The sequence below is a fragment of the Mesorhizobium sp. WSM1293 genome (assembly GCF_000513875.1).
Taxonomy (GTDB): domain Bacteria; phylum Pseudomonadota; class Alphaproteobacteria; order Rhizobiales; family Rhizobiaceae; genus Mesorhizobium; species Mesorhizobium ciceri.
Genome location: NZ_KI911319.1, coordinates 93,129 through 115,792, shown reverse-complemented (window position 1 = coordinate 115,792; position 22,664 = coordinate 93,129). Strand labels below are relative to the sequence as shown.

15 protein-coding genes are annotated in these 22,664 nt (G+C 63.5%); 4 read left to right on the top strand and 11 right to left on the bottom strand.

Annotation, left to right across the window (positions count from 1 at the left end):
• Nucleotides 1-38: 38 nt before the first annotated feature.
• Nucleotides 39-1,004, bottom strand: a complete 966-nt coding sequence (locus M729_RS0130815) for a sugar-binding transcriptional regulator (protein ID WP_013532917.1) — start codon at nt 1,002-1,004, stop codon at nt 39-41.
• A 190-nt stretch (nt 1,005-1,194) separates the two neighbouring features.
• Here M729_RS0130815 and M729_RS0130810 point away from each other — a divergent pair, with 190 nt between their 5' ends.
• From M729_RS0130810 to M729_RS0130795, 4 genes are all read left to right on the top strand, one after another.
• Complete coding sequence (locus M729_RS0130810) at nt 1,195-2,835, top strand: acyl-CoA synthetase (RefSeq protein ID WP_027163847.1); 1,641 nt, start codon at nt 1,195-1,197, stop codon at nt 2,833-2,835.
• Nucleotides 2,836-3,287: 452 nt separating this feature from the next.
• Entirely contained in the window at nt 3,288-3,893 is a 606-nt protein-coding gene (locus M729_RS0130805; RefSeq protein WP_013532915.1) for a TetR family transcriptional regulator, read from the top strand.
• 56 nt (nt 3,894-3,949) lie between these two features.
• The gene (locus tag M729_RS0130800) at nt 3,950-5,101 is read left to right on the top strand and encodes an efflux RND transporter periplasmic adaptor subunit (protein WP_027163846.1); all 1,152 of its coding nucleotides are present in this window, start codon (nt 3,950-3,952) and stop codon (nt 5,099-5,101) included.
• A gap of 199 nt (nt 5,102-5,300) precedes the next feature.
• On the top strand, nt 5,301-8,447 hold the full coding sequence (locus M729_RS0130795) for an efflux RND transporter permease subunit (RefSeq protein ID WP_013532913.1): 3,147 nt from the start codon (nt 5,301-5,303) through the stop codon (nt 8,445-8,447).
• 69 nt (nt 8,448-8,516) lie between these two features.
• Here M729_RS0130795 and M729_RS0130790 read toward each other — a convergent pair whose 3' ends face one another.
• The 10 genes from M729_RS0130790 to M729_RS0130745 form a co-directional block, all read right to left on the bottom strand.
• Nucleotides 8,517-10,226 carry an APC family permease gene (locus tag M729_RS0130790; RefSeq protein ID WP_027163845.1) on the bottom strand — a complete coding sequence of 570 codons (1,710 nt, stop codon included), beginning with the start codon at nt 10,224-10,226 and terminating at the stop codon, nt 8,517-8,519.
• A gap of 390 nt (nt 10,227-10,616) precedes the next feature.
• The gene (locus M729_RS0130785; RefSeq protein ID WP_027163844.1) at nt 10,617-12,986 is read right to left on the bottom strand and encodes an aminomethyltransferase family protein; all 2,370 of its coding nucleotides are present in this window, start codon (nt 12,984-12,986) and stop codon (nt 10,617-10,619) included.
• A gap of 145 nt (nt 12,987-13,131) precedes the next feature.
• Nucleotides 13,132-13,755 carry a sarcosine oxidase subunit gamma gene (locus M729_RS0130780; RefSeq protein WP_013532910.1) on the bottom strand — a complete coding sequence of 208 codons (624 nt, stop codon included), beginning with the start codon at nt 13,753-13,755 and terminating at the stop codon, nt 13,132-13,134.
• Nucleotides 13,748-16,729, bottom strand: coding sequence for a sarcosine oxidase subunit alpha (locus M729_RS0130775; RefSeq protein WP_027163843.1), 2,982 nt, complete (start codon nt 16,727-16,729; stop codon nt 13,748-13,750). The genes M729_RS0130780 and M729_RS0130775 overlap by 8 nt, the downstream gene beginning before the upstream one ends.
• A complete protein-coding gene (locus tag M729_RS0130770; protein WP_024502588.1) occupies nt 16,729-17,004 on the bottom strand; it encodes a sarcosine oxidase subunit delta family protein in 276 nt (91 codons plus the stop codon). The genes M729_RS0130775 and M729_RS0130770 overlap by 1 nt, the downstream gene beginning before the upstream one ends.
• Before the next feature lie 16 nt (nt 17,005-17,020).
• Nucleotides 17,021-18,274 (bottom strand): sarcosine oxidase subunit beta family protein, encoded by a 1,254-nt coding sequence (locus M729_RS0130765; protein ID WP_013532907.1) that lies wholly within the window; start codon nt 18,272-18,274, stop codon nt 17,021-17,023.
• 36 nt (nt 18,275-18,310) lie between these two features.
• The gene (gene glnT, locus M729_RS0130760) at nt 18,311-19,618 is read right to left on the bottom strand and encodes a type III glutamate--ammonia ligase (RefSeq protein WP_027163842.1); all 1,308 of its coding nucleotides are present in this window, start codon (nt 19,616-19,618) and stop codon (nt 18,311-18,313) included.
• 62 nt (nt 19,619-19,680) lie between these two features.
• Nucleotides 19,681-21,009 (bottom strand): glutamate synthase-related protein, encoded by a 1,329-nt coding sequence (locus M729_RS0130755; RefSeq protein ID WP_010914750.1) that lies wholly within the window; start codon nt 21,007-21,009, stop codon nt 19,681-19,683.
• A gap of 6 nt (nt 21,010-21,015) precedes the next feature.
• Nucleotides 21,016-21,741, bottom strand: a complete 726-nt coding sequence (locus tag M729_RS0130750; RefSeq protein WP_013532905.1) for a GXGXG domain-containing protein — start codon at nt 21,739-21,741, stop codon at nt 21,016-21,018.
• Between the two features lie 4 nt (nt 21,742-21,745).
• Nucleotides 21,746-22,642, bottom strand: coding sequence for a glutamine amidotransferase family protein (locus M729_RS0130745; RefSeq protein WP_027163841.1), 897 nt, complete (start codon nt 22,640-22,642; stop codon nt 21,746-21,748).
• Nucleotides 22,643-22,664: the final 22 nt, after the last annotated feature.

Sequence of the window (22,664 nt, the reverse complement as noted above, 5' to 3'; positions counted from 1 at the left end):
CTTTGATGACAATGCGCCGGCGACGGAGAGGGGATTTCCTAGGAGGCCTTTTCTGTCGTGGCAGCCGCATGATCCAGGAGCCGCTGCGCCATGTGCGCGCCGACCACCAGATGCGTGCAAAGGCCGCCGGCGATCGCCGCGAGCAGCGGTTCGAACTTGCTGTCCTCCTGCACCACCACCAACCGCCTGGCGATGGCGCGCAGCGATGCAAGCTCGGCGGAGATCACCCGCCTGTTATAACTGCAGTCGAGCACCTTGCCCTCGGCGTCTATGATCTGCCCGGCAATTACGCCGGCAGCGCCTTGGCTGCGCAGATCCGCCATTTCGCTTGGCGTCAGCGCGCCGCATTTGACCAGATGGCTGTCGGCGTCGACCGCGCCGACCGAGTATAACGCCAGGTCGCATTCGCCGACACCCGACAATTGTTCCCGGATCACCGGCTCGGCACGCAGCGCACGCGCAAGTTCTTCCGTAGACAGCACCAGCGGCGCGTAGAAATTGAGCCCTTTGGCGTTGAGCCGCCGCGCGATTTCCATAGTGCATTGGTCGGGGCGATAGGAATAGGGCGCGCCGAGATTGCCGCAGAGCTGCACCACCGTGACATCCTGCAGATCGGCATAGGACATGACGTCGGCAATCATATAGACGGTGCGGCCCCAGGCGACGCCGATGCGGTCGCCCTTCTTGACCAGTTCGAGAAAGACGCTCGCCGCCAGCACGGCGATTTCCGTCGACGGGTCGGCAATATGATCATTCTCCGGCGCGATCCAGACGGCGTCGAGGCTCAGCGCATCCTCGAGCTTGCGCGCCAGCACGTCGTCGGTGAAAAGCTGGGTCGAAGTCGAGATGTTGACGATGCCGGTCTCGCGCGCCTTGCGCAGGTACATGGCGACCGAGGCACGGGAAATGTTAAGCTGGCTCGCCACCTGGTCCTGCCGCAGGCCATGGGCATAGTAGAGCCAGGCGGCCTTGTGGATGAGTTGTTCTGCCGGTCGGATCGCCATGCCGTCTCCTCGGCTGACATTATTCATGGCTCTCGACAAAAGTCAAACTGGGCAGAGGTATGCGATGCTCGTGCTTACGCCGAATCTGGTTCATCATTGTGCCGAATGCGCTCTGTCGTGGCATCGTTTGTGGTGACGCGGCCCGAGCCTGTGATTAGAACGTCTGAAAGAAAATCGCGGGGAGCATGGGATGGGCAATCCTTACGAACAGGATCTCGACAAGAACGCGGCCAACCATCAGCCGCTGACGCCGCTCACCTATCTGGAGCGCGCGGCCAAGACCTATCCCGACCATATCGCCATCATCCATGGCCGCCAGCGCATCGACTATCGCACTTTCTGGCAGCGGTCGCTGAAGCTTGCCTCGGCCCTTCAGAAGCGCGGCATCGGCAAGGGCGACACCGTCACCGTCATGCTGTCAAACACGCCGCCGATGCTGGAGGCGCATTTCGGCGTGCCGATGACCAAGGCGGTGCTGCATTCGCTCAACACCCGCCTCGATGCGGCGGTCATCGCCTTCCAGCTCGATCATGCCGAGACCAAGGTGCTGATCGTCGACCGCGAATTCTCCGGCGTCGTCAAGCAGGCCCTGGAACTGACCAGGGTCAAGCCGCTGGTCATCGACTATGACGATCCCGAATACGCCGCCGACGCGCCGTACCCAAAGGGCGAGCGGGTAGGCTCACTGGACTATGAGGCATTTGTCGCAGGCGGCGACGCGGACTTCGCCTGGTCGATGCCCGACGACGAGTGGGATGCGATTTCGCTCAACTACACGTCCGGAACGACGGGCAATCCGAAGGGCGTCGTCTACCACCATCGCGGTGCGGCCCTGATGGCCTACACCAACACCATCCATGCCGGCATGGCCAAGCACGCGGTCTATTTGTGGACGCTGCCGATGTTCCACTGCAATGGCTGGTGCTTTCCCTGGACGCTCGCCGTCCAGGCCGGCACCCATGTCTGTCTGCGCTGGGTGCGGCCGAAGCCGATCTACGATGCGATCGCCGATCAGGGCGTCACCCATCTGTGCGGCGCGCCGGTCGTCATGTCGGTGCTGATCAATGCCAGGGACGAGGACAAGCGCGCATTTCCGCAGACGGTCACTTTCAACACGGCTGCAGCACCCCCGCCGGAAGCCGTGCTGTCGGGGATGGCGGATGCCGGCTTTGCCGTCACCCATCTCTACGGCCTGACCGAGACCTATGGCCCGGCGGTCGTCAACGAATGGCACGGCGCCTGGGATGATCTCGAAAAGGGCGAGCGCAGCGCCAGGAAGGCGCGGCAGGGCGTGCGCTATGCAGCGCTCGAAGGCCTGACGGTCATGGACCCCGAGACGATGCGGACGACACCGGCCGACGGCGAGACAATCGGCGAGGTCATGTTCCGCGGCAACATCGTCATGAAGGGCTACCTGAAAAACCGCAAGGCGAGCGACGAAGCCTTCGCCGGCGGCTGGTTCCATTCCGGCGATCTCGGCGTCATGCACCCCGATGGCTACATCCAGCTCAAGGACCGCTCCAAGGACATCATCATCTCCGGTGGCGAGAACATTTCCTCTATCGAGGTCGAGGACGCGCTCTACAAGCACCCGTCGGTTGCCTCTTGCGGCGTCGTCGCCAGGCCCGACGACAAATGGGGCGAAGTGCCTGTTGCCTATGTCGAGCTGAAACCCGGCAAGGTCGCGACCGAAGCCGAGATCATCAATCACTGCCGCGCGCTGCTTGCCCGGTTCAAAGTGCCGAAGGCGGTCATCTTCGCCGAAATCCCGAAAACCTCGACCGGCAAGATCCAGAAATTCCGGCTACGCGAGATGGCCAAGGGGGCTTAGCTGCATCGCCACCCATGCTTCGCCTCGACAATTTGTCGCGGGCTTCGTCATCCTAGGGTGTAGCAGTCGCGAGCGACGTCGCGGAAACCCTGGAGCTGCTCCGCAGCCCAAGGGATCCATGCCGTCACCTTGCGGCCGAGCTCCGACAGTCGAGAATGGCGGCTGCAGGCTACAGCTCGCTGACCGGTGTAACCTGTTGATCCGTCGCACTCTTTGACCAACGCCGCGGCATGGATCCTAGGGTCTGCGCCGCGTCGCTTCGCTCCTTGCTTCGCCCTAGGATGACGAATTCATCAGGGCCAGCCGCTAACAGCGATCGTCGATTCCACCTTCTCACTGTCACCATCTGTCATCATTCGTACGTGTATACCGAATCCGCATTGACAGGTCCTTCTTTTCGATTTACGAGTGATGAAAATCAAAATTCGTCACTCGTAAATCGATAGAGGATCATGTCCGAAGCCGCCACCATAGTCGCCGAAGCCGCCCGACAGGAAAATGTAACGCGCATTCTCGATTGCGCCGAGCGCCTGTTCCGGCACTATGGCTACGGCAAGACCAATGTCGCCGACATTGCGCGTGAGCTCGGCATGTCGCCGGCCAACATCTACCGCTTCTTCGCCTCCAAGGTCGAAATCCACCAGGCCGTCTGCGGCCGGATGCTCGGCGCCAGCTACAAGATGGCCTACGAGATTTCGCGCCTGCCGATCAGCGCCGAGGAGCGGCTCCGGCGCTACGTGCATGCGCAATACAAGATGACGATGGAGGTCATGCTCGACGACCAGAAGGTCCACGAGATGGTCATCGTCGCCCTCGAACGGGATTGGGGTGTGATCGACAAGCATGTCGACAGCATTCACGACCTGTTCGCGGAAATCATTCGTGACGGGATCGAGGCCGGTGAGTTCAGAAAACAGGATCCGGTTATCGCGTCTCGCTGTTTCGGCGCCGCGACCGTCATCCTGTGTCACCCGCAGATGGTGGCGCAATGCCTTGCCAAGACCAACCGGGCAATGCCTGACGACCTCGTCGACTATGCAATCAAGGCCTTGAAGTAGCCTCCGCCCGTCGGGCGCCGGTTTCAACGATTCATCTCCATTTCGGGAGTACGCGCGTGTCTTCGTTCAGTTCAATCATCGGCAGGCTGCCGGCTGTAGGCCCGGTGCTGCTTGTCACCGCCACTCTCGGGCTTGCCGGCTGCAGCCAGGAAAAAGCCGAAGTCAAGGATATCATCCGCCCGGTCAAGGTTGTCGAGATCGCGAAGGTACATGACACCCGCACGCTCTCCTATTCCGGGTCGGTGAGGGCCCGCACCGAGAGCGCTCTGGCATTCCGCGTCAATGGCAAGATTACCGAGCGCCTCGTCGATATCGGCCAGCATGTGGCCTCGGGCGATGTGCTCGCCCGCATCGACCCCATTGACTACGACCTTTCGGTCAAGAGCGCGCAGGCAGCGCTCGATGCCGCCGAGCGGCAGGTCGAGACCGTGAAACTCGCCCGCAAGCGTGCCGAGCAGCTTTTTGCCAAGAATTTTGCCCCGAAATCACAGCTCGAACAGGCGACCTTGACCTATGACCAAGCGGTCGCCACCCGTGATTCCGCCCTTTCGACACTGGCTCAGGCGAAGAACCAGGTCGGTTATACCGATCTCAAGGCCGACAGGGATGGCATCGTCACCACGGTCAGCGCCGACGTTGGCCAGGTGGTCGGTTCCGGCACGCCGGTTGTCACTGTCGCTGTCGACGGCGAAAAGGAAGTGCTGATCGCCGTCCCCGAAATGGAAATCGCCGAATTCAAGCCGGGCAAGGCGGTCAAGGCGGGCTTCTGGTCGGACGATGCGCTGGCGCTCGACGGCAAGGTCCGCGAAGTCGCCGGCAGCGCCGATCCGCAATCACGCACCTTTGCCGTCCGCGTCAGCCTGCCCAACGATCCGCGTGTGCTGCTCGGCATGACCGCCAGCATCGAAGCCACGGCGGCCAATGAGCGGCAGCTGGTCTCGATCCCCCTGAGCGCACTGGCCGAGCAAGGCACCCAATCGATCGTCTGGACCGTCGATCGTGGCGCCGACACCGTTCATGCTCGTCCGATCAAGGTTGCCGAGTTCGCCGCCGATGGCGTGCGTGTCGCGGAGGGTTTGAAACCCGGCGATGTCGTGGTCGCCGCCGGCACGCAATTCATGACCGAGAACCTCAAGGTGAAGCTCGCCGGTGATACGGCGCTGCAATCGGCATCCGCGGCGGACGGCGACGCCAAGCAGGTGCGCTGACGACAGACAACCGGCTGCGCGTTCCCGCAGCCGCTGGTTTCCGGGCGGCAGGCGCCCGACCGAGACGCTCGATTGATGTAACCCCCACATCGATTTCGCGTCCCACCGCGATGAGTGCTTCTCCGCTGGGAGAGCCTTGCCGCCCGGAAGCCACTACGAACCCTCGATTTTGTTGCGCTAGATAGATGGACCAGCGTCGATGACCAATTCCACGGAAGAGAAGCGGCCCTTCAACCTGTCGCGCTGGGCAATCGGCCATCCCGCCATTGCGCGGTTCCTGTTCGGCCTGATCATCATTTCCGGCGCGCTCGGCCTGATGCGCATGGGCCAGAAGGAAGATCCCGATTTCACCTTCCGGGTCATGGTCGTCCAGGCGATCTGGCCGGGCTCCTCGATCCAGGAGATGGAAGACCAGGTCGTCAACAAGATCGAACGCAAGCTGCAGGAAACGCCGCATCTCGATTTCGTGCGCTCCTTCACCCGCGCCGGCAGCGCCATCATCACCGTGCAGATCAAGGGCGACACCAACACCGCCGAGGTGACCGACGCGTTCTACCAGGTGCGCAAGAAGGTCGGTGACATTGCCGGTGACTTGCCACAAGGTCTGCTCGGCCCCTATTTCAACGACGAATTCGGCGACACCTTCATCACCCTGCATTCGATCAGCGGCGACGGCTTCAGCTATCCCGAGCTGAAGAAGTTCGCCATCCAGGCGCGCGACATGCTTTTGACGACGCCCGGCGTCGAGAAGGCCGTCATCATCGGCGACCAGCCTGAAAAGCTCTACATCGACGTCTCGTCCAAGGCCCTGGCGGAACGCGGCCTGACGCTGACCGATCTGCAGAATGCGATCAAGGGACAGAACAATGTCGACCCGGCCGGCTCCGTCGATACCGGCACCAACTCGGTGCGCATTTCCGTCGAGGGCGATGTCGGCAAGGTCGAGGATATCAGGAACCTGCGCCTGCGCGCCGGCGGTCAGGTCACGAGGCTGGGCGACATCGCCACGGTGAGTTCGGGGTTGCAGGATCCGTTCCAGCGAAAGTACCGCTTCAACGGTCACGACAGCGTGCAGTTGGGCGTCGTCATGGCCAAGGGCTTCAAGGTTACCGATGTCGGCAAGGATGTCGAGGCCACCTACAAGCGCTTCGAAGAGGCGCTGCCCTACGGCGTTGCGGTCGACCAGATCTCCGACCAGCCGGGCGTCGTCACCGATGCGGTGGCGGAGTTCATGCATGCGCTTGGCGAAGCGTTGCTGATCGTGCTCGTGGTCTCGTTCCTGTCGATCGGTTGGCGTTCCGGCCTGGTCATCGCCATCGCCATCCCGCTGGTGCTGGCCGCGACCTTCGCCATCATGTACGAGCTCGGCATCGACCTGCAGCGCATCTCGCTCGGCGCGCTGATCATCGCGCTCGGTCTTCTGGTCGACGACGCGATGATCGTCGTCGAGATGATGGAGCGCAAGCTGGAGGAGGGGATGGTCAAGGTCGAGGCGGCGAGCTTCGCCTATTCCTCGACCGCCTTCCCGATGCTGACCGGCACGCTGATCACCACGGCCGGCTTTATTCCGGTCGGCTTCGCGGCCTCGACCGCCGGCGAATATGTCCGCACGCTGTTCTATGTCGTCGGCATCGCGCTGATCGTCTCCTGGTTCGTCGCGGTCTATTTCACGCCATGGCTCGGCAACATGATCCTCAAGCAGCGCAAGCATGCCGGCAGCCATCACGATGTCTTCGACACGCGTTTCTACCGCCGGCTTCGTGCCACCGTCAGCTGGGCCGTGCGCCATCGCATCATCGTCCTGGTGATGACGCTGGTCACCTTCGGCACCAGCCTGTGGGCTTTCCAGTTCATTCCGCAGAACTTCTTCCCGCAATCGTCGCGGCCGGAAATCCTCGTCGACCTTTGGCTGCCGGAAGGCACCAGCATCAAGGAAGTCGAGGCGCAGGCCAAGGCGCTCGAGACCAAGATGATGGACGACAAGGACAAGCGTTTCATCGCCACCTATATCGGCGAGGGCGCGCCGCGCTTCTTCCTGCCGCTCGACCAGCAGCTGAGCAACCCCAACTTTGCCCAGTTGCTCGTCATGGCCAATGACGAACCGGCTCGCGAGCGTCTGATCGTCAAGTTGCGCACCGTCCTGGCGCAAGACTTCCCGTCCATCCGTGCCAAGGTCGATCGTCTGTTCCTCGGTCCGCCGACCGGCTGGCCGGTGCAGATGCGCGTCATGGGGCCGGATCGCCAGGAGGTGCGCCGCATCGCCGACCAGGTGAAGGCGAAGTTCCGTGAAGATCCGCTGCTTGGCGCCGTGCATGATGACTGGCTGGAGCCGGTTCCGGCGATGAAGCTGGTCATCGACCAGGATCGTGCCCGCGCACTCGGCGTCACCTCGCAGCGCATCCGCCAGATGCTGCAGGCGACGATGTCCGGCGCGCCGCTCGACGACTTCCGCGACGGCGAGGAGACGGTGTCCATCGTCGCCCGCGAGCCGAATGCCAGCCGCAGCCTGCTGTCCTCGGTCGACTCGGTCTATATCCCGACCGACTTCGGCGGTTTCGTGCCGCTGTCGCAGGTGGCCAAGGTGGTGCCGGTGCTGGAGCAAGGCATCGAATGGCGCCGCGACCGCCTGCCGACCATCAGCGTGCGCGCCACCTTGCCCGACGGCGTGCAGTCCAACGACGTCGTCACCAAGATGTACAATGACATGAAGGACCTGCGTGCGGGTCTGGCGCCCGGTTACAAGATCGAAATCCAGGGCGGTGCGGAGGATTCGGCGGAAAGCCAGGCTTCGATCGCCGCCAAGGCGCCGATCATGCTGGCCGTCATTGTCGTGCTTTTGATGATCCAGCTGCAGAATTTCGGCAAGGCGATGCTGGTGCTGGCGACCGGTCCGCTTGGCATTATCGGTGCTGCCGCGGCACTCCTGATCAGCGGTGCGCCGTTCGGCTTCGTCGCCATTCTCGGCGTCATCGCGCTGCTCGGCATCATCATGCGCAACTCGATCATCCTGGTCGACCAGATCGACCAGGACATCGCCGCGGGCATGGACCGCTACGAGGCCATCATCGGTTCGGCCGTTCGCCGTTTCCGGCCGATCACGCTGACGGCGCTGACGGCGGTGCTGGCGCTGATCCCGATCTCGCGCGGCGTCTTCTGGGGTCCGCTCGCCTACGCCATGATGGGCGGCATCCTGGTTGCCACGGTGCTGACCATCCTGGTCCTGCCGGCCGGTTACGCCCTGTTCTTCGGCCGGGAGCCGAAGAAGCGCGGGGCGGAGGGACGGACGGACGATCTGGAACTGAGCCAGGAAGCCGAAAAGCCGCAACTGGCGCTGGCCGCCGAATAGATCGATCACGCCAGTCGAAAAGGATCGGGCGCGCCGAAGCGCGCCCGATCCTTTTTCCTTTTTATGAAGTCAGATGACGAAGAACCAGTTGGCGAGCAGCATCACCACCAAGCCGGCGACCAGCGTCAGATAGGGCAGCATGCCCGCCTTTTTGACCGAGAGGTCGGCCCCCGTCATGCCGAGATCGGCCAGCATGTGGTCGGGGAACTTGCCCTTGTCCTGAATGTAGTGTCGGAAGCAGAACACCGGGATGATCAGCGCTGCCGTGATCAGGCCGGCCCACAGCGCCATCGGGTTCCATACCTTGGCACCGGCGCCCATGAAGATCGCGTTGACATAGGCGAAGATCGCCCCGATCCCGAGCAGCCAGCTCGGCGCCTTCCAGGGCCGTGCGATATGGCCGTTGTCGATGCGGTGGATCCAGCCGGCGTTGAGGTTGAGGAAGTTGAAGATGATGTAACCGCAATTCGACACGGCGAGGATGAGGAAGAAGCTCGTCGCGTCGGCCGAGGCGATGGCCAGCACGATCAGGTTGAAGACGAGATCGGTCCACATTGCCCGTGTCGGCGCACCATGTTCGTTGACATGGCTGAGATAGCGCGGCAGCCAGCCATCGACCGAGCCCTGGTAGAGCGTACGCGAAGAGCCGGCCATGGCCGTCATGATGCACAGCACCAGCGCCAGGATCATCAGCATCACCAACAGGCTGTGGACTAGCGCGCCGCCGCCGACCATGCCGGCCAGCGCGTCGGCGACCCCGGAGCCGTCGACGATCGGCGTCGCCAGCATACCGTTGAGGCCAAGCACGCCCTGGAAGGTGAACGGCACCAGGATGAACAGCAGCATGCACAGAAGGCCGGAATAGAAAATCGCCTTGAACGTGTCGGTGCCGGGGTTCTTGAACTCGGATGTGTAGCAGACGGCGGTCTCGAAGCCGTAGGTCGACCAGGCGGCGATGAACATACCACCAAGCACCAGCGTCCAGCCGGCGATGTTCCAGGCACCGGGCTCGGGCGCGTAGGCTGCGGCCAGCGGCACCAGCGGCGAAAAATTCGCCCAGTTGATCTGGCCGGTGACGATCGGCACCACGCCGACGATCAGCATCGGGACGATGACCAAGAGGCCGATATATTTCTGCACATTGGCGGTGCCGAGAATGCCGCGATGCTGGATCGCAAAGATGATCAGCATCAGCACTGCGCCGATGAAGAAGGTCGCGTTGAAGGTGAACGAGACCGGTCCCAGCGTGTGGCTGTAAAGCGTCCAGTTGCGGATTGCCGGCGTCGCCGCCGCGGTCACCGCTGTGATGGCGTCGGCGGCACTCGTCCCGGCATGCGCGGCGATATAGGCGACGACATCGGGTGAGGTTTCTGTGAACAGCGGCACTGGCGCCAGCGCATTGAGGATGTAGGCGGCGGCGATCGAGCAGCCGAGCGACAGCACCGGCGACCAGGCGAACCAGTTGCACCAGACAGACAGCGGCGCGATGAACTTGGAATAGCGCAGCCAGGCGGTGGCGCCGTAGATCGACGCGCCGCCCGACTTGTTCGGAAACAGGCCGGCGATTTCGGCATAGGTGAAGGATTGCAGGAAGCCCATGATCATGGAGAAGATCCAGATCGCGAAGGCCAGCGTGCCGGTCGTGCCGGCAATGCCGCCGATCGAAAACAGGACCAGGGCCGGCACGCCGCTCGCCACCCAGAAGGCGCCGCGCCAGTCGATATTTCGGTGCAACTTGCCTTCGGCAAGCGGCTCCAGGACAGTCGTTATCGTGCTCATATGTCTTTGTTCCCCATTTTGATGTTCCCCGTTCGTGACGGCCGCGACTTCGCGAGGCTTCATCATCGACGCATGCTTTGGGCGGCTGTCGGTGTTTCCACTCAGTCGCATTTTTTTCTTAACAGTGAAGATTGATCCGGCGCGCTTTCAGGTCAAGCGATTTGTCGCGCCGTGCACATCACGCTTGCGAAACATGTCGGCTTCACACTGCCGCGGTGGGATTGTTCGGAAAAGGACCAAGGGTCAGGAAGCGAAAAACCCGCCGGAGGCGGGTCGCGGCGCAAATCAGCACCATGGACGAATATGTAGCATAGCTACCCTCAGCAGGTCAAGAAAAAATTCCTATCACGAACTGCAGCACGGCCTCACTGTCTTGGGAGGGAAGGGCCGTCAGGAACGCGGTTTGGTCTTTTGCGGATCGTAGTGGGCGAAGGCGACGACTCGCGCCGGCAGCCGCTTGGCATGGCCGTCGAGCTTGCCGATCTCGACCTCGGTACCGACAGCCGAATGGGTGACATCGAGCCTGGCCAGCGCGATGGTCTTGTTCAGCACCGGCGAGCGCATGCCTGACGTGACCACGCCGATCTGGGCACGGCCGACATGCACGCAATCGCCATGGCCGACGTCGACATTGGCGTCGATGTCGAGACCGACCAGCTTCGTCTGCGGGTGCTCCTTGCGGCGGATCAGCGCCTCGCGGCCGACGAAATCGTCGGTCTTGCTCTTCAGCGGCACGGTGAAGCCGATGCCGGCCTCGAACGGATCGGTCTGGTCGGAAAATTCGTATCCGGCGAAGATCAACCCGGCCTCGATGCGCACCATGTCCAGCGCCTGCAGTCCCATCGGCTTCAGCCCGTGAGGCTGGCCGGCTTCCCAGATGGCGTCGAAGACCTTTTCGGCGTCGCGCGGATGGCACCAGATCTCGTAGCCGAGCTCGCCGGTATAGCCGGTGCGCGAGACGACGACCGGAATGCCGTTGCCGCCACCAATGCGGGCGACGGCGAAGCGGAACCAATCGAGTTCGTCGATCGACGGCTGCAGCGGCGAGGTCCAGATCACCTCCCTGAGGATGTCGCGGCTCTTCGGTCCCTGCACGGCGACATTGTGCATCTGGTCGGTGGAGGAACGCACAAGGACATTGAGGCCGAGTTTTGTCGCCGTCTCGCGCAGCCACTCGCCAGACAGATCGTCGCCGCCGACCCAGCGGAAATTGTCCTTGCCGAGCCGCAGCAGCGTGCCGTCGTCGATCATGCCGCCATGCTCGTAGCACATGGCCGAGTAGACCACCTGGCCGACGCCAAGCTTCTTGACGTCGCGGGTCAGCGTGTATTGCAGCAGCGCTTCGGAATCCGGGCCGGTGACCTCGAACTTGCGCAGCGGCGACAGGTCCATGATCACCGCGCCTTGGCGGCAGGCCCAGTATTCGGCGATCGGCCCGTCCTTGGCGAAGGAATTGGCGAGCCAATAGCCCTTGTACTCCTGAAAGTTGCGGGTGTGCTTGGCAAAGCTCGAATGAAAAGCGGTCTCGCGGGTCATTTTCGGTTCCGAATCGGGCGTCATGCGTCTGGCGATCGCTCGCGAGAATTTGTGCTGGCCGGAATAGGTCCGCACATGGATGTCGGTCGGGTTCCAGCCATTGGCCGGCGTCGTGTCGTCGGGGCAGGCGGAGGAAACGCAAACGATGTCGGTGAGCGCCCTGAGCAGCACATAGTCGCCCGCCCGCGACCACGGCTCGTCGGACACCATGACGCCATGCGCGTCGATCGCCGTGTTGAAGAAGAAGTTGATCGCCATCCAGCCCGCGCGGGGATTGACGCCCTTGCCGGCCAGAGCGCCGTTGAAATTCTCCGAACAGTTGGTGTGTCCGGGATAGCCGATGTCGTCGTAATATTTGGCGGCGCAGGCGAGCGCGAAGGCGTCGTGCCGGCCGCATGTGTCCTGCACCACCTCGACCAGCGGCTCCATGTCCTGGTCATAGTATTTGGAATGCAGGCCGGGCATCGGGTAGCTCGCACCCATGAGCGTGCGCGTCGTCGTCACGTCGAGCGGATGATCCAGTCCCCTGTCCAGCTTGCGCGCCGAAAAGCACTGGAAATCGGTGCATTGGCGCCCGTCGACATCGATGATCTGCAGATAGTCGCCAGCCCTAACGAAATAGGCCTCCGCGGTCGCCGAATGGACGCGCAAATCGAGCACCGGGTCGGCAAGCGGATCAGCCAATACCGATTTCGCCGCCGGGCGGATCGTGGCGCGGCGAACGAAGACGGTCAGCGGTGTCGCCGTGTCATGACCATCGACCAGCATCGGCCCGCCGGGGGCGGCAATCAGCACCGCACCATCGCGTGCGACGGTGAAAGCCTGCTCGGTGCCGGCCGGTGTCGTGACGCCGAACACCCGCACGGCCTTGGCGTGGTCAAGCTGCACCTGCCGGCGGGCGAGCCCGCTCCGCAGGGATGCGAGACTGTCGTCGCCCTCTATGAGCAGCGCTTTGATGCCGGCAGCGTTGCTGTTCGATGCTTCACCAAAAATGCCGGGATCGGTCGCGCCGGTCCTGTCCCAGGCCAGAAGTTCGCAGGCCTGGCCGCCTTCGACATTGCGCACGGTGATCGCGTCGCCGGCCTCGATGTCGATCAGCACCGCGCCGTTGCCCTGGATCGTATAACGCTCCATGCCCGGCGGCAGCGCGATCTGGCCGGGCCTCAGGATGAGGCTAGGCTTGGGCGGTCCGGCAGCAATTGCGGGGTAGGGCGACTGGCTCATCTCAGCCTTGCGGTTCGAGAAACAAGTTTGCCTGTGCGTGAAATTATTTTAGCAGCAAGAATAGCAGTGCGGTTGGGTTTGGCAAGGCGGAGGTGGCGCGCGCTTTACCTTCTCCCGTTGTGGGAGAAGGGAAGACGAGCCAAGGCTAAGCCAGTCTCTCTGTATGGTTGATGTCGACGCCGTACTCCGCGCCCGAATCCAGCATCGTATGCCAAAGGCTCTCGGCAAACGTCGCAAACATCAGAACGTTGAACACCGCCTGCCCATCCGTCCGATCACCGCCGCGCCAGAGCGTGACGCTGGTGTGATCCATCGACGTCGCGGCGGCGGCGCCAACCGGAAACGCATCGGGATGCAAATCGATCGACGACAGTTTCGCCAGCATTGTCCGCGCCTTGGCGCCGGAGATGCTGACCAGAACCCGCGCATGCGACTGGTCCGACAGCGAGCCGGACAATGCGGGCTCCAGCGTCTGCATCGTGTGCTTGCCGCCCTTCGACAGCACGAAGAACTGGTCCGGTCCCGACCAGATCAGCGTTGCGTCCGAAGTCCGCACCGCCTTCGGCGCATCAGGGACAGCAACACCAAACCGAGCCTTGGCGGCTTGTCCCAGCTCGGCCGCCTGGCCGCGCCGCGCCATCACCTGGATCAGATCAAAATTGCGGATCTCGGTCAGCGAAATGCCGGCCTCGATACCGCGTGCGCCATCTGTACCGGTGACAAGCGCATGCTCGAGTGGGCTGCGAGAAACCCAGGAAAACTCAACCACGCTGGCGCCCTCCATCCGGGTCGTAGAAGACGGGATTGCAGAGTTCGACGTCATAGTCTTCGCCGCGCAATGGATCATGCGCGTGCACGATCTCGCCGATGCGTTCGCGGCCGCGTTCGACAAGCGCGAGCCCGATCCACTGATCCAACGTCGGCGAGAAGCAGACCGAGGTGACATAGCCCTGGTCGTTGCCGGGGCCGGGCGTCTGCCCCTTCGGGATGATGTGTGCGCCGGAGCGCAACCGGCGTGTCTCGTCCGTCGGCTTGATGCCGACGACGACCTGGCGATCTGGGGCTACCAGCGCCTCGCGTCCGGCCATGACGCGGCCGATATAGTCTTTCTTGGTCGACATCATCTTGCCCAGACCAAGATCGGCCGCTGTCGTCGTGCCGCTCAGTTCCGGTCCGGCGATGTGGCCCTTTTCGACGCGCATGACGCCGAGCGCCTCGGTGCCGTAAGGCGTCACGCCGAATGGCGCGCCGGCCAGCATCAGATTGCGCGCCATCGCATCGCCGAAGCGTGCCGGTACCGAGATCTCGAAGGCCATTTCGCCGGAGAACGAGATGCGGAACAGCCGCGCCTTGAGGCCGCCGCGCAATGTCACTTCGCGCGCGCCCATGAACGGAAAGCCTTCGTTGGAAAGGTCCTCGGACTCATCAACGATCTGTTTCAGCAACTCCCGCGCGCTCGGTCCGGCGATCGAGAACTGCGCCCACTGGTCGGAGACGGAAGTGAGCTGCACGTCGAGCTCCGGGAACAGCACCTGGCGGCAGAATTCGAGATGCTGCATCACCAGACCGGCCTTGGCCGTGGTGGTGGTCAGGAAATAATGATCCTCGGCCAGCCGCGACGTCGTGCCGTCGTCATAGACGATGCCGTCCTCGCGCAGCATCAGACCGTAGCGCGCCTTGCCCACTGCAAGACTGGAGAAGGTGTTGATGTAGACGCGGTCGAGGAAGGCGCCGGCATCCGGACCGTGCACGTCGATCTTGCCGAGCGTCGAGACATCGCAGAATCCGACGCCTGAGCGCACCGCCTTGACCTCGCGCGTCACCGATTCCAGCCAGTCCTTCTCGCCCGCGCGGGGGTACCACTGCGCCCGTTTCCAAAGACCGGTGTCGACGAAGACAGCACCTTGTTCCACCGCCCAGTGATGCGACGGCGTCAGCCGCGTCGCATGAAAAGTCTCGTCGCGGTGATGGCCGGCGAAGGCGCCGATGGCGACGGGCACGTAAGGCGGCCGGTAGATCGTTGTCCCGGTCTCGGGGATCGAACGGCCGCTGACCGCAGCCATGATGGCGAGGCCGGCGACGTTGGAGGTCTTGCCCTGGTCGGTCGCCATGCCGAGCGTCGTGTAGCGCTTCAGGTGCTCGACCGATTCAAAACCTTCGCGCTGCGCCAGTTCGATGTCGGAAGCGGTGACATCGTGCTGGTAATCGACAAAGGCTTTTCCCTTGCCCGCGACATGCCAGAGCGGCGTCAGCGAAAAAGCCTCGTCATCGGCGGCAGGCGCGGCGCCCGCCGTACCATTGTGCCCCGTGTCACGCGCCGCTGCCGCGCCAGCGGCAAATCCCTGGCTCAGGCAGGCGCCAAGGCCAAAGGCACCATTGGCGGCACCTGCGGCGACCATGCCTGGAGGCGCGCCGTCGGGCACGAAGGCGGAGATGTCGCTGCGCCATTTCGGCCGGCCGCGATGATAGGAGGTCAGCCCGACCGCCGGGTTCCAGCCGCCGGAAACGGCGAGCCCGTCCGCTTCGACCTCGGCGCGCGCGCCGCCGGTCAGCGACACCGCGATTTTCCTGACGCCATCCTTGCCGCCGTCGACGCCACTGACGGAACCGTGCAGCACCGGGAAGCCGCCCTTCGAGGCCAGCGAACGATGCGCCGGCGATATTTCGGGCCGTGCATCGATGACCGCCGCGATCTGCAGGCCGGCACCGAGGGCCGCTTCGACCGTGCGCCAGCCATCCTCATTGTTGGTGAACAGCGCGATCCGTTTTGCCGGTGTGGCGGCGTAGCGCGCGACATAGGTGCGCATGGCGGAGGCCATCATCACGCCGGGCGTGTCGTTGCCGGCAAAGACGATCGGCCGTTCGATGGCGCCGGCTGCCACGACGCAGCGCTTCGCCACGATCCGCCACAGGCGCTGGCGCACCTGGTGCTCGGGCGGCGAGGGCAAATGGTCGTTGACCCGCTCGATCGCGCCATAGGTGCCGCCATCGTAGACGCCGAACAGCGTCGTGCGGGTCATGACGCGGACGTCGGGCATACCAGCCAGTTCAGCCAGCGTCCGCGAAATCCACTCGGCCGCAGGTTCGCCGTCGATCATTCCGCCATCCGACAGCAGACGGCCGCCGAGGACAAAATCCTCCTCGCACAGGATGACGCGGGCGCCTGCGCGGCCGGCTGCCAACGCCGCGGCCAGACCAGCCGGGCCGGAGCCGGCGATCAGCACGTCGCAATGCGCCCATGCCTTGTCGTAGTGGTCGGGATCGGCAAGGCCGGCGGCACGGCCAAGGCCTGCGGCGCGGCGGATCGCCGGTTCGTAGATCGCTTCCCAGAACTTCGCCGGCCACATGAATGTCTTGTAGTAGAAGCCGGCGACGAAGATCGGCGCGAACAGCTGGTTGACCGACATCACGTCGTGGCGCAGCGACGGCCAGCGGTTCTGGCTGGCGGCCTCGAGCCCGTCATAGAGTTCGGCCGTCGTCGCCCTGGTGTTCGGCTCGCGCCGTGCGCCGGTGCGCAGCTCGACCAGCGCGTTGGGTTCTTCTGAACCGGCGGTGAGAATACCGCGCGGGCGGTGGTATTTGAACGAGCGGCCGACCAGCTTGACGCCGTTGGCGATCAGCGCGGAGGCGAGCGTGTCGCCCTGGAAGCCGGAGAAAGCCTTGCCGTCGAAACGGAAGTTCAGCGGTGCCGAGCGGTCGACAAGCCCGCCATTGCCGAGCCGGTGTGTCTGCGCGCCGGCCATCACGCACCAACCTTCGCAGCGCCGGCACCAGCCGCCGGTTCGATGGAGGAAATCTCGTGCGTCAGCGTGTTGCGGGTGACCTTCAGCCAAGCCCGGCAACCACCGCCATGGTACCAGTATTCGCTGGTCGCGCCGGCGACATTGTCGCGCAGATAGACATAGTCGAAGACCTCGTCTTCCGAGGCGCCGGCCTCGGGCCGCACCGGCTTGGCGTCGCCGAGATAGGTGAACTCGCCGAGTTCGCGTTCACCGCAGAAAGGACAGGCAATGCGCATTTCTTCTAAACCGCCTTCAATGCAGGTTCGGTTGGGCGCCCTGGCCCTTTTCGTCGATCATGGCGCCAGTTCGGAACCGGTCTAGGCGGAACCGTGCCGCTTCTTCATGCGACTCGTCGCGAGCCAGGAGGTGCGCAAAGACAAAACCGGACCCTGGCGTCGCCTTGAAGCCGCCATAGCACCAGCCCGCGTTGAGATAGAGCCCGTCGACGGGCGTCTTGTCGATGATCGGTGAACCATCCATCGACATGTCCATGATGCCGCCCCACTGGCGCAGCAGGCGCACGCGGCCGATCATCGGCATCAGCGCCATGCCGCCCTCGCAGACGTCTTCCATCACAGGCATGTTGCCGCGCTGGGCGTAGGAATTGTAGCCGTCTATATCGCCGCCGAAGACGAGGCCGCCCTTGTCGGACTGGCTGACGTAGAAATGGCCGGCGCCGAAGGTCATGACGCCCGGGATGAGCGGCTTGATCGCCTCGGAGACGAAGGCCTGCAGCACGTGGCTCTCGATCGGCAGGCGCAGACCGGCCATTGCTGCGACGCGCGACGAGGAGCCGGCGACCGCCATGCCAACCTTTCCGGCGCCGATCTTGCCGCGCGACGTCTCGACGCCGGTCACCTTGCCATTGGCGTCCCTGACAAAACCGGTGACTTCGCAATTCTGGATGATGTCGACGCCGAGTTCGCTCGCCGCATGCGCATAGCCCCAGACCACCGCATCGTGCCGCGCCGTGCCGCCGCGCCGCTGCAACAGCCCGCCTTGCACGGGAAAGCGCGCATTGTCGAAGTTCAGGAACGGGATCATCTTCCTGACGGCAGCGAGGTCGAGCAGTTCGGCGTCGATGCCGTTGATGCGCATAGTGTTGCCGCGCCGCGCATAGGCGTCGCGCTGCGCATCGGAATGGTAGAGGTTGATGACGCCGCGCTGGCTGACCATCGCATTGTAGTTGAGGTCCTGCTCCATCCGCTCCCACAGCTTCATCGACAATTCGTAGAAGCCGGTGTTGCCGGGCAGACCGTAATTGGAGCGGATGATGGTGGTGTTGCGGCCGGCATTGCCGGAGCCGATCCAGCCTTTTTCGAGCACGGCGACATTCTTGATGCCGTACTCGCTGGCGAGGAACCAGGCGGTGGCCAGCCCGTGCCCGCCGCCGCCGATGATCACCACGTCGTAGCGATCCTTCGGCGTGGCGTCGCGCCAGGTGCGCTGCCAGTTCTTGTGGCCGGACAGGGCGGCACGAGCGAGCGAGAAGATCGAATATTTCATCAGTTCATTCCGAGGTCGCTCGCGTCGCGCTGGTGGTCAAATATCCAGCGTGTGGTCGCGCTCCCATTGCGTGAAGTGCGAAGCATAGGAATTCCATTCCTGCTGCTTCAGCTTTAGATATGCCGACGAAAATTCCTCACCCAGCGCCGCCTTGAGCGATTTGTCATTATCGAACTCGCGCAGCGCGTCGAGCAGGTTGAGCGGCAGCTTCGGTGCGTCTGTGACGGTATGGCCGAGCTGGTACATGTCGATGTCGTAGCGCTTGCCAGGATCGGCCTTCGAGCGAATGCCGTCGAGGCCGGCGGCGATGATGACCGCTTGCAGGAGATAGGGATTGGCGGCGCCATCCGGCAGCCGCAGCTCGAAGCGGCCGGGGCCGGGCACCCGCACCATGTGGGTGCGGTTGTTGCCGGTCCAGGTCACCGTGTTCGGTGCCCAGGTCGCGCCCGAAATGGTGCGCGGCGCGTTGATGCGCTTGTAGGAATTCACCGTCGGGTTGGTGATCGCGGCCAGTGCGGAGGCATGTTTCATGATGCCGCCGAGGAAATTCCTGCCCTTGGCCGACAGGCCGAGCTCCATCGAATTGTCGGCGAAGACGTTGGTCTTGCCGGCCTTGTCCCAGACCGAGATATGCGCATGGCAGCCATTGCCGGTCAGGCCCTGGAAGGGCTTCGGCATGAAGGTCGCGCGCAGGCCATGCTTTTCCGCGATCGACTTGACCATGAATTTGAAGAACGAGTGCTTGTCGGCGGTGGCCAGCGCGTCGTCGAAAGCCCAGTTCATCTCGAACTGGCCGTTGGCGTCCTCATGGTCGTTCTGATAGGCGCCCCAGCCGAGCGCCAGCATGTGGTCGCAGATCTCGGCGATGACGTCGTAGCGCCGCATCACCGCTTGCTGGTCGTAGCAGGGTTTTGAGGCCGTGTCGTATTCGTCGGAGATCGTCTTGCCGTCAGGCGAGATCAGGAAGAACTCGGCCTCGACGCCGGTCTTGACATGCATGCCGTCGCTGGCGGCTTCCGCGATCAGCCGCTTCAGTGTGTTGCGCGGCGCCTGGTCGACCTCCTTGTCGTCCATGATGCAGTTGGCCGCCACCCAGGCGACCTCAGGCTTCCACGGCAGCTGGATCACCGAATCCGGATCCGGCACCGCAAGCATGTCGGGATGCGCCGGCGTCAGGTCCAGCCAGGTGGCGAAACCGGCAAAGCCGGCGCCGTCCTTCTGCATGTCTGATATCGCCTGCGCCGGCACCAGCTTGGCACGCTGGCCACTGAACAGGTCAGTGTAGGAAATCATGAAATATTTGACGTTTTTCGCCCTTGCGAATTCAGCAAGATCAGTTGCCACGGTAGTTCCCCATTTTTTGTCGATTGTTGTTCCCGAGTATGCGGGAATCGGCCCTTCGTTGATCAGAAGCCGTTCTTCCCCGGTATCCAGTTGGTGCCGGCCAGCGGCACGCCGGCCATGGCGGCTGCCTCGATCGTCAGCGCGACCAGGTCCTCGGGTTCGAGATTGTGCAGGCTGTTCTTGCCGCACGCGCGGGCGATCGTTTGAGCCTCAAGGGTCATCACCTTGAGGTAGTTCGCCAGCCGGCGCCCGGCAGCCACCGGATCGACCCGCTTCATCAGTTCCGGATCCTGCGTGGTAATGCCGGCGGGGTCGCGCCCCTCGTGCCAATCGTCATAGGCGCCGGCCGTGGTGCCAAGCTCGTTGTACTCCGCCTCCCAGCGCGGATCGTTGTCGCCGAGCGCGACAAGGGCCGCCGTGCCGATCGAGACCGCGTCGACGCCGAGCGCCAGCGCCTTGGCGACATCGGCGCCGTTGCGAATGCCGCCGGAGACGATCAGCTGCACCTTGCGGTGCATGCCGAGGTCCTGCAGCGCCTGCACGGCCGGCCTGATGCAGGCAAGCGTCGGCTGGCCGACATTTTCGATGAACACTTCCTGGGTGGCGGCGGTGCCGCCCTGCATGCCGTCGACGACAACGACATCGGCGCCGGCCTTCACGGCAAGCGCCGTGTCATAATAGGGGCGCGCGCCGCCGACCTTGACGTAGATCGGTTTTTCCCAGTCGGTGATTTCGCGCAATTCGAGGATCTTGATCTCGAGATCGTCGGGTCCAGTCCAGTCGGGATGGCGTGAGGCCGAGCGCTGGTCGATGCCTTTCGGCAGCGTGCGCATTTCGGCGACACGATCCGAAATCTTCTGGCCAAGCAGCATGCCGCCGCCACCCGGCTTGGCGCCCTGGCCGACGACGACCTCGATCGCATCGGCGCGGCGCAGATCGCGCAGGTTCATGCCGTAGCGCGAGGGCAGATATTGATAGACCAGTTGCTTGGAATGGCCGCGCTCCTCCTCGGTCATGCCGCCGTCGCCCGTCGTGGTCGAGGTGCCCGACAGGGTCGCACCACGCCCGAGCGCTTCCTTGGCCGGGCCCGACAGCGAGCCGAAGCTCATGCCGGCAATGGTGATCGGAATCTTCAGCTCGATCGGCTTCTTGGCATGGCGAGAGCCGAGCACGACCGATGTGTCGCAGCGCTCGCGATAGCCTTCGAGCGGGTAACGCGAGATCGAGGCGCCGAGGAACAGTAGGTCGTCGAAATGCGGCAGCTTGCGCTTGGCGCCGGCGCCACGGATGTCATAGATGCCGGTCGCCGCGGCACGGCGGATCTCGGAAAGCGTGTAGTCGTCGAAGGTCGCGGATTTGCGCGGCGTCGTCGGCGGGTTCCTGTAGGTCATGCTGCCTCAATACGCGTCGGCGTTGTCGATATTGAAATTATAGAGGGTACGCGCCGAGCCGTAGCGCTTGAACTCCGACGGCTTGACGCCGGTGACGCCGGCGCGGTCGAGCAGGCCCTGCAGCAATTCCAGATGCTCGGTCCGCATTTCCTTGGCGATGCAGTCGGCGCCGAGGCTGTCGACCTTGCCGCGCACGAAGAGCCGCGCCTCGTAGATGGAATCGCCGAGCGCATCGCCGGCATCGCCCAACACCACCAGATTGCCTGACTGCGCCATGAAGGCCGACATATGGCCGATATTTCCATGCACGACGATATCGATGCCCTTCATCGAAATGCCGCAGCGCGACGAGGCGTTGCCTTCGATGACCAGCAGGCCGCCCTTGCCGGTGGCGCCGGCATACTGGCTGGCGTCGCCTTTGATGGTGATCGAGCCCGACATCATGTTCTCGCCGACTCCAGGCCCTGCCGAGCCATGCACGGTAATGGTGCTGCCGGAATTCATGCCGCCGCAGTAATAGCCGACGCTGCCGCGCACATCGATGGCAACAGGCTGGTCGACGCCAACGGCCACCGAATGGCTGCCTTTCGGGTTCAGCACTTCCCATGCCGTTTCGTTCGAGCCGGGAGCCAGATTGTGCAGCGCCTGGTTGAGTTCGCGCAGCGACAACTGGTCGAGATCGAAGACCCGAGGGTCGTGTGCCGCGGTTTTTGAAAGCGTGGTTGCCGGCATGAACTCAATGCTCCCAGAAATAGACGGTTGCGGGCTCGGGTTCCCAGACCCTCGCATTGTCTATGCCGGGCAGTTTGGTCAGCGCGCGATATTCCGAGCCGAAGGCGACATATTGGTCGGTTTCGGCCATCACGGCTGGCTTGCAGGCAATCGGATCACGCACCACGCCAAAGCCGTTCTTGGTGCCGACGACGAAGGTGAAGAAGCCGTCGAGGTCGGAGAGCGTGCCTTCCAGCGCCTCGCCGAGATTCTTGCCATGCGCCATCTGTGACGAGAGATAGGCGGCAGCGACTTCGGTGTCGTTCTCGGTTTCGAAGGCCATGCCTTCGCGGATCAGTTCGCGGCGGACATTGTTGTGGTTCGACAGCGAGCCATTGTGCACCAGGCACTGGTCGGCGCCGGTCGAGAACGGATGCGCGCCCATCGTCGTCACCGCCGATTCCGTCGCCATGCGGGTATGGCCGATGCCATGTGTGCCGGTCATCTTGCGGACATCGAAGCGATCGACGACAGCCTCGGGCAGGCCGACTTCCTTGTAGATCTCGACCACGTCGCCGGCGCCCATGATGCGGACGTCGGGGCGCAGCGCCTGGATGGTTTCGCGCGCTTCATCGATCTTCGCGGGGGTGGTCCTGACGACTGCATGGGTGGATTTCACCGCGATCGTCACCGGCGTGCCGATGGCCTTGGCGAGCTCCGCCTCGAGGCCGCGGAAATCGCGGTCGGGCTTGGCCGACTGGATGGTGATCTTGGCCTCATTCTTGGACGGCGCGCCATAGATGGCGATGCCGGCGCTATCGGGACCGCGATCGCTGAGCGAGATCAGCATCTGCGACAGCATCGCGCCAAGCTGGGGTTCCAGCGACTTGTCCTTCAAAAACAGTCCGACAATTCCACACATGTCAGCCTCCCGACGTTTTGTA

Excerpts from the sequence above, each read along its gene's own strand:
- M729_RS0130805 (WP_013532915.1), top strand. The coding sequence starts at position 3,288 with ATGTCCGAAGCCGCCACCATAGTCGCCGAAGCCGCCCGACAGGAAAAT.
- M729_RS0130810 (WP_027163847.1), top strand. The coding sequence starts at position 1,195 with ATGGGCAATCCTTACGAACAGGATCTCGACAAGAACGCGGCCAACCAT.
- M729_RS0130775 (WP_027163843.1), bottom strand. The coding sequence starts at position 16,729 with ATGGCCGGCGCGCAGACACACCGGCTCGGCAATGGCGGGCTTGTCGAC.
- M729_RS0130770 (WP_024502588.1), bottom strand. The coding sequence starts at position 17,004 with ATGCGCATTGCCTGTCCTTTCTGCGGTGAACGCGAACTCGGCGAGTTC.
- M729_RS0130755 (WP_010914750.1), bottom strand. The coding sequence starts at position 21,009 with ATGACCTACAGGAACCCGCCGACGACGCCGCGCAAATCCGCGACCTTC.
- M729_RS0130750 (WP_013532905.1), bottom strand. The coding sequence starts at position 21,741 with ATGCCGGCAACCACGCTTTCAAAAACCGCGGCACACGACCCTCGGGTC.
- M729_RS0130745 (WP_027163841.1), bottom strand. The coding sequence starts at position 22,642 with ATGTGTGGAATTGTCGGACTGTTTTTGAAGGACAAGTCGCTGGAACCC.
- M729_RS0130790 (WP_027163845.1), bottom strand. The coding sequence starts at position 10,226 with ATGAGCACGATAACGACTGTCCTGGAGCCGCTTGCCGAAGGCAAGTTG.
- M729_RS0130815 (WP_013532917.1), bottom strand. The coding sequence starts at position 1,004 with ATGGCGATCCGACCGGCAGAACAACTCATCCACAAGGCCGCCTGGCTC.
- M729_RS0130795 (WP_013532913.1), top strand. The coding sequence starts at position 5,301 with ATGACCAATTCCACGGAAGAGAAGCGGCCCTTCAACCTGTCGCGCTGG.
- M729_RS0130785 (WP_027163844.1), bottom strand. The coding sequence starts at position 12,986 with ATGAGCCAGTCGCCCTACCCCGCAATTGCTGCCGGACCGCCCAAGCCT.
- M729_RS0130765 (WP_013532907.1), bottom strand. The coding sequence starts at position 18,274 with ATGAAATATTCGATCTTCTCGCTCGCTCGTGCCGCCCTGTCCGGCCAC.